The organism is Bacillus sp. SD088 (genome assembly GCF_017355205.1).
GTDB lineage: Bacteria > Bacillota > Bacilli > Bacillales > Bacillaceae_C > Lederbergia.
In genome coordinates, this window is sequence record NZ_JADIJK010000062.1 from 1 (window position 1) to 1,625 (window position 1,625).

At 40.9% G+C, this 1,625-nt stretch carries 2 protein-coding genes; both read right to left on the minus strand.

Features of this window, described 5'->3' with window-relative positions:
• Positions 1-132: 132 nt before the first annotated feature.
• A complete protein-coding gene (locus IPU53_RS24605) occupies positions 133-1,356 on the minus strand; it encodes an IS110 family transposase (protein WP_207454160.1) in 1,224 nt (407 codons plus the stop codon).
• A gap of 59 nt (positions 1,357-1,415) precedes the next feature.
• Positions 1,416-1,625: hypothetical protein (locus IPU53_RS24610; protein WP_207454163.1), on the minus strand; the 210-nt coding region annotated here is incomplete at its 5' end.

A 1,625-nucleotide genomic window follows, 5' to 3' on the forward strand; every position in this document is an offset into this window, starting at 1 on the left:
GACTCCTACCATGAAAATAAACTTCTAAATACCGTAAAGATGGCAATACTTAAATAGACGCAGCTCATTTGTTTTTTTAAAAAAGAGGAGAGCGCCTCATTCTTGTTCCATTACTTGTTTGGAAAAATGGGGTTAAGAAACTTTTGGTTCCTCAATTGTTACTGAGTAACCAAGTCCTTCAAGCCTTCGAACGGAATGCCGAACGATTGATTGTTGTCTTTGCTTATCGAAATAATCTTCTCCTAGGTCTACATACATTTCCTCACGGGTTAACAGATAATAGGAGATCCGTAATATCGCATGGGCTACTACAACACCTGCACGTTTTTTACCTTTACGTGCAGCAGTACGACGGTAAAGCGCTCCAAGATAGTTCTTTGATCCTCGGACAGTATGAGCTGCTTCAATTAATGCTGATTTTAAGTATTTATTCCCTTTTCTTGTCTTGGAAGATTTCCGTTTTCCAGCACTTTCGTTATTCCCTGGGACTAGTCCTGCCCACGAGCACATTTGAGGTGCACTAGGGAATTGGGTTTTAATATCTGTACCAAGTTCTGCAAGCATTTGTTCAGCCATTCTTATTGCAATGCCAGGAATAGAATCTAAACGCTTGATTTCTTCCTGGTAGCCATCTAATCTTTCGGCTACCTCTTTGTCTAGCTTTTCAATCTGGTCCGTAAGGAAATCGATATGTTGTAGAATAGTCTTTATCATAAATCGTTGATGATCTTGAATATAGCCTTGAAGTGCAAGTTTAAGTGTGTCTTTTTTCTTTTTCATCACTCCTCGTGCAAAGTTTGCTAACTCGTCAAGATCATCATTTCCTTCAGCGATTGACTGAAGCATTTCACGTGCAGACACTCCCATTATGTCAGAAACTACAGAGCCGAGTTTGATATTCGCTCCTTCCAAAACTTTTTGGATTCGATTATATTGTCTTGCACGTTCTTCGATTATACTCCGACGATAACGAACAAGTTCCCGTAATTCCCGTTGGTTACGGTCAGGTATAAAGCTAGCTCTAAGTAAACCATGGCGTAATAGTTTGGCAATCCATTCTGCATCTTTTACATCCGTTTTACGTCCTGGAACCGCCTTAATATGTTGGGCATTTACAACTAGAAATTCGATGTCTTCTGCTTCTAACAAATTGACAATAGGTTTCCAATAGACACTTGTACTTTCCATTGCCACATGTGTACACTCATGTTCCTTTACCCATTCCACTAACTCAAGTAGGAACACCGTTTTAGTGGAAAATGTTCGAATCTCCTTTCCTTCTGAAGTGATGATACATGCAGTAATGTTATCTTTATGAACATCCAAACCACATGCCCTTTCAATGATTACATCCATTGAGAACATCCTTTCTCCGGCATATATAATTAGAGGCTGGTGCAACAACCAGAATAGGGTTAATCTACCATGAGTGCTTCCCATAAAGGGAGCAACAATCTGTGGTGCACCGTGGTCGAAGGAGTCAGACTGCGGGTAGGGCTCTCACGCACCATGGAGTCTCGACCTTCCTCATCCAGCCGTAGAATCAGTATGGCCAAATAATCATCATCATTTTCATCCACTGTGGTGTATAGCTGTTTTTCGCGATACATGGATGACTGCGGGAA

What these genes read in the sequence shown, in the direction of transcription:
- IPU53_RS24605 (WP_207454160.1), bottom strand. Translation starts at nt 1,356, where the DNA reads ATGGATGTAATCATTGAAAGGGCATGTGGTTTGGATGTTCATAAAGAT.